Source organism: Okeania sp. SIO3B5 (assembly GCF_010692555.1).
Lineage (GTDB): Bacteria > Cyanobacteriota > Cyanobacteriia > Cyanobacteriales > Microcoleaceae > Okeania.
Genome location: NZ_JAAHHG010000709.1, coordinates 1 through 4,272, shown reverse-complemented (window position 1 = coordinate 4,272; position 4,272 = coordinate 1). Strand labels below are relative to the sequence as shown.

At 38.1% G+C, this 4,272-nt stretch carries 3 protein-coding genes and 1 pseudogene; all 4 read left to right on the top strand.

All coding sequences use genetic code 11. From position 1 onward, the window contains the following. Positions 1–1,172 precede the first annotated feature (1,172 nt). Positions 1,173–1,673 (top strand): pentapeptide repeat-containing protein, encoded by a 501-nt coding sequence (locus F6K54_RS41275; protein WP_293090291.1) that lies wholly within the window; start codon positions 1,173–1,175, stop codon positions 1,671–1,673. Positions 1,674–2,223: 550 nt separating this feature from the next. Beyond that, positions 2,224–3,825 (top strand): glycoside hydrolase family 57 protein, encoded by a 1,602-nt coding sequence (locus F6K54_RS41270; RefSeq protein WP_293090290.1) that lies wholly within the window; start codon positions 2,224–2,226, stop codon positions 3,823–3,825. Positions 3,826–4,013: 188 nt separating this feature from the next. Further along, on the top strand, positions 4,014–4,109 hold the full coding sequence (locus F6K54_RS43620) for a helix-turn-helix domain-containing protein (protein WP_293090345.1): 96 nt from the start codon (positions 4,014–4,016) through the stop codon (positions 4,107–4,109). Beyond that, positions 4,093–4,272 (top strand): annotated as a pseudogene (locus tag F6K54_RS41265) (RNA-guided endonuclease TnpB family protein); the annotation flags it as partial. The gene F6K54_RS43620 and the pseudogene F6K54_RS41265, both read left to right, overlap by 17 nt.

The window sequence follows — 4,272 nt, the reverse complement described above, 5'->3', positions numbered from 1 at the left end:
TAATTTCGTATTTTACCTAAGTCCTGTAATTATAAATGTCGCTCCGGTCAGATAGCGATCGCTCTTGATAAAATCTTATTCCTAAATACTATACCAATTTCATAAAATATTGCTACAGTCACGACAGAGGGAACAGGGAATAGGGAATAGGGAATAGGGAAAGAAAAACATCATAAAAAAGAGGAAAAAAGGTTGAAGTTGAATTGTTAGAATTTATGGGATTTATATTTTTTTATTGTAGGAATAAATCACACCCCTAAGATGTAACTACCTTTGCGTGAATTTGGTATAAATAGGGTTTGCTGAAATTATATGAAAGCATTGACTGATATTGCTTTTAGCAATTTTTAGTCCCGAAATTGTACCAGCTTTTAGGTCAAAAAGGTGCAAAAAGTTAGCAGAAAAAGTTTAGTAGGACAGAAAAATTAAGAGACAATTGTTACCGAATTATTAATTATTAATTATTAATTATTAATTATTAAACAATTCTGGTTTAAAGCCTCCCCTTTTAAGGGAAAAAAAAATAATATCTCCTGATATTCAATCAAGAGCGGTTTTAACCAGAGGTAATTATCAATTATCAATTATCCATTATCAATTAATGAATTCTACCTCCTCTATAACTCCCATTCCTCCTGACTCTTAACTACTCCCTTTTTCCCCTCCACCGGAGGGGAGGGGCGAGGGGTGGGTCCCTACTCCCTACCTAACAAAAAGACTTTTTCAGCAAGCCCTAAATAATACTGATATAGCAGTCGAAAAAAAGGGCGCGGATAGATCGAAAACTGAAAACTCAGACGTAAGCATTCAGCTATTAGCAGTCAGCTCTCAGCAATAAGTAATGAATAATTACTTCTCAGGTTTAAAAATGGGATTTTGGCAGTAAATTTTTATTCTTTCTCAATTTCAAAGGTTGCTTTTATCTTCTCCAAAATTAATAGCTGTTAACGCAGTTCCGATCTAGGAGGCTAGCTAATAGCTGACGGCTGAATGCTTACACTCAGACAAAGCAATATCTTTCCTTCTTCTTCCTTATTCCTTATTCCTTATTCCTTATTCCTTCTTCCTTCTTCCTTTTTCCTTCTTCCTTCTTCCTTCTGCTAGTCAGAGCGGTTGCTATAATAAACTTAGCTATCTACAGTTTATTTTGTCTTCAAATATTAATGGCTAAAATGAAATTTAAAATATTAATAACAGCCCTATTATTTTCACTAGCTTTTGCTACACCCGTAGTGGCATATACAAAGTGGCAACTACGAATTTTAAAACGTACAAAAGAATGTTTTTTCTGCAACCTTTCCGATATAAATCTCAGAGATTCTAATTATCAGAAAATTAACGTGACTGGTTCCGTATTACAAAATGCTGACTTCTCTGGTACAAATCTCGAAGAAGCCAATTTTACCAATACAGATTTAACAGGGTCAAAATTTGAGAGCGCCAACTTACAAGAAGCTAACTTACAAAGGTCTATCCTCAAATCTACTAACTTTTGGGGGGCAAATCTTCAAGAGGCCAATTTACGCGGAGCAGACCTAACAGAAGCCATTTTTTGGAATGCCGATTTAAGAGGAGCAGATTTGCGGGACACTGATATTAGTAATGCTAGCTTCATTGATGCCCAACTCAAGGGTGCAATCTTACCTGATGGAAGTGTATATCAATATAGATAGGGTTTTAGTAGGGGTAGGAGACAGGAGACAACCCACCCCTCGCCCCTCCCCCTCCCAGGAGGGGGAGACAGGAGAAATGGGAATGAACGAGGAGGTAGAAGTAAGAATTGTCCCTTGATTTTTCTGTCCAACTATGCGCCTAAAATATTAACTTTTTGAGCGTTTTAGACTGAAACAGGCGCACTTTTTAAAGGCTCCAAAAAGGCTAAAGTCTTTATATGTCAATGCTTTTAGATTTAATCAGCAAGCCCTAATTATTAATTGTTGAAGGAGCATTCCAGAACGGAAAGGAGATTTCAACTCCTCCGAAGGCCATCCGACATTTAACGAAGTCAGAAGTTATTTTTGTAACGGGGACTTGAGCAAGGTTCCAAAAATATTTCGCCAATCAAGGCGGGGTGGCACGACCCAATTATTTTGATAAAAGCTGATAGCTGATAGCTGATAGCTAAAAGCTAGTTAACTTTTGTGCCCTTTACCCTTACAATCTTAAATTATTGTAAATATTTTCAATTTTAGTTCGCCCTTTTATTAATTACCCTTAAAAACTATGGCTATTGGCTACCTCGCCTTTGTTCTTCATGCCCATCTACCTTTCGTCAGACATCCAGAAAGTGATTATGTCCTAGAAGAAGAGTGGCTCTTTGAAGCAATAACCGAAACTTATGTCCCCCTGATACAAATGTTTGAGGGATTAAAACGAGATGGTGTGGACTTTAAAATTACGATGAGTCTCACACCACCATTGGTGTCTATGCTACGAGACCCACTATTACAAGAACGCTATGAACACCATTTAAGTTTACTTGAAGAATTAGCAGAAAAAGAATATGACCACAACCTCCATAACGGTCATATCCGCTACCTTGCAGAACATTACGCTACCCACTTCAATAATGTTCGAGAACTCTGGGAACGTTACGACCGCGACTTAATTTCTGCATTTAAACAGTTTCAAGACAGCAATAACCTAGAAATTATTACCTGTGGAGCTACTCATGGTTACTTTCCACTGATGAAAATGTATCCGGAGGCAGTCTGGGCACAAATAGAAGTTGCTTGTCAAGATTATGAAGCAAATTTTGGCCGTCGTCCTAGAGGGATTTGGGTGCCAGAATGTGCCTATTATGAAGGTCTAGAACGAATGTTGGCGGATGCTGGGATACGTTACTTTTTAACAGATAGCCACGGCGTACTCTATGCTCGGCCACGGCCCAGATTTGGTAGTTATGCTCCTATCTTTACAGAAACAGGAGTAGCTGTTTTTTCTAGAGACCATGAATCTTCTCAACAGGTGTGGTCTTCCCAAGTAGGATATCCAGGAGACTCAGAATATCGAGAGTTTTATAAAGATTTAGGTTGGGAAGCAGAATATGAATATATTAAACCTTATATTATGCCTAATGGCCAGAGGAAGAATACTGGTATTAAATATCATAAAATTACAGGTCGTGGCTTGGGATTAGGAGATAAACAACTTTACGACCCATACTGGGCCAGAGAAAAAGCTGCGGAACACGCTGGTAATTTTATGTTTAATCGGGAACGCCAGGTTGAGCATCTTTACCATATTATGGAGCAACTCCCGATTATTGTTTCTCCCTACGATGCTGAGTTGTTTGGTCACTGGTGGTATGAAGGACCTTGGTTTCTGGATATCCTCTTCCGTAAAACTTGGTATGACCAAAGTACCTATCGGATGACTCATTTAGCAGATTATTTGCATAAACACCCAGAACATCAAGTTTGTCTTCCAGCACAGTCTAGTTGGGGATATAAGGGTTTCCATGAATATTGGCTCAATAATACTAACTCTTGGATTTATCCTCATCTACATACTACTGCAGAGCGAATGATTGAGTTGGCGGAACGAACACCCGCAGATGAGTTGGAGTTGCGGGCATTAAATCAAGCTGCCAGAGAACTTTTGCTGGCTCAATCTTCTGATTGGGCTTTTATAATGAGTACGGGTACTATGGTTTCTTATGCCGTGCGGAGAACAAGATCTCATTTGATGCGTTTTAATAAGCTCTATGAAGAGATTCTACAGGGAAAGATTGATTCAGGTTGGTTGGAAAAGTTAGAGGCGATCGACAATATTTTTCCTCAAATCAACTATCGAGTGTACAAACCACTTTTTCGGCGTTGGTAATTAGGTAAGGCAGAAGGCAGAGGGGAAAGAAAGGTTAAAAGGTAGAAGGTTTTTTTATCACTGATTAACCGGACATGATATTAATAGTGTTTACCCAAAAATTGGGTTTAAAGCCTCGCCCTTCTAGGGCGACTTTTTGGTTTTTTTTTAATAAATATGTTATCATACTGCTAGTTAAGATAGGAATTATGAAAGCTAGATTTAGGTATCGTATTTATCCAACAACGGGGCAAAAACACCAATTAGCCAAGCTATTTGGTTGTGTCCGTGTGGCGAGTGAATGATAGTCTAGCTTCCTGCCAAGAAAAGTATAAATTAGAAGAAAATAAACCCAACTTATCTGAACTACAAAAACAGTTTATCACATCTGCTAAAAAAACTGAAAATAGAGAATGGTTATCAGAGGTTTCTGCTATACCATTGCAGCAATCATTGAATGATTTAAAC

Bases quoted from the DNA above. Each gene is read 5' to 3' on its own strand.
- F6K54_RS41275 (WP_293090291.1), top strand. From the start codon at position 1,173: ATGAAATTTAAAATATTAATAACAGCCCTATTATTTTCACTAGCTTTT.
- F6K54_RS41270 (WP_293090290.1), top strand. From the start codon at position 2,224: ATGGCTATTGGCTACCTCGCCTTTGTTCTTCATGCCCATCTACCTTTC.
- F6K54_RS43620 (WP_293090345.1), top strand. From the start codon at position 4,014: ATGAAAGCTAGATTTAGGTATCGTATTTATCCAACAACGGGGCAAAAA.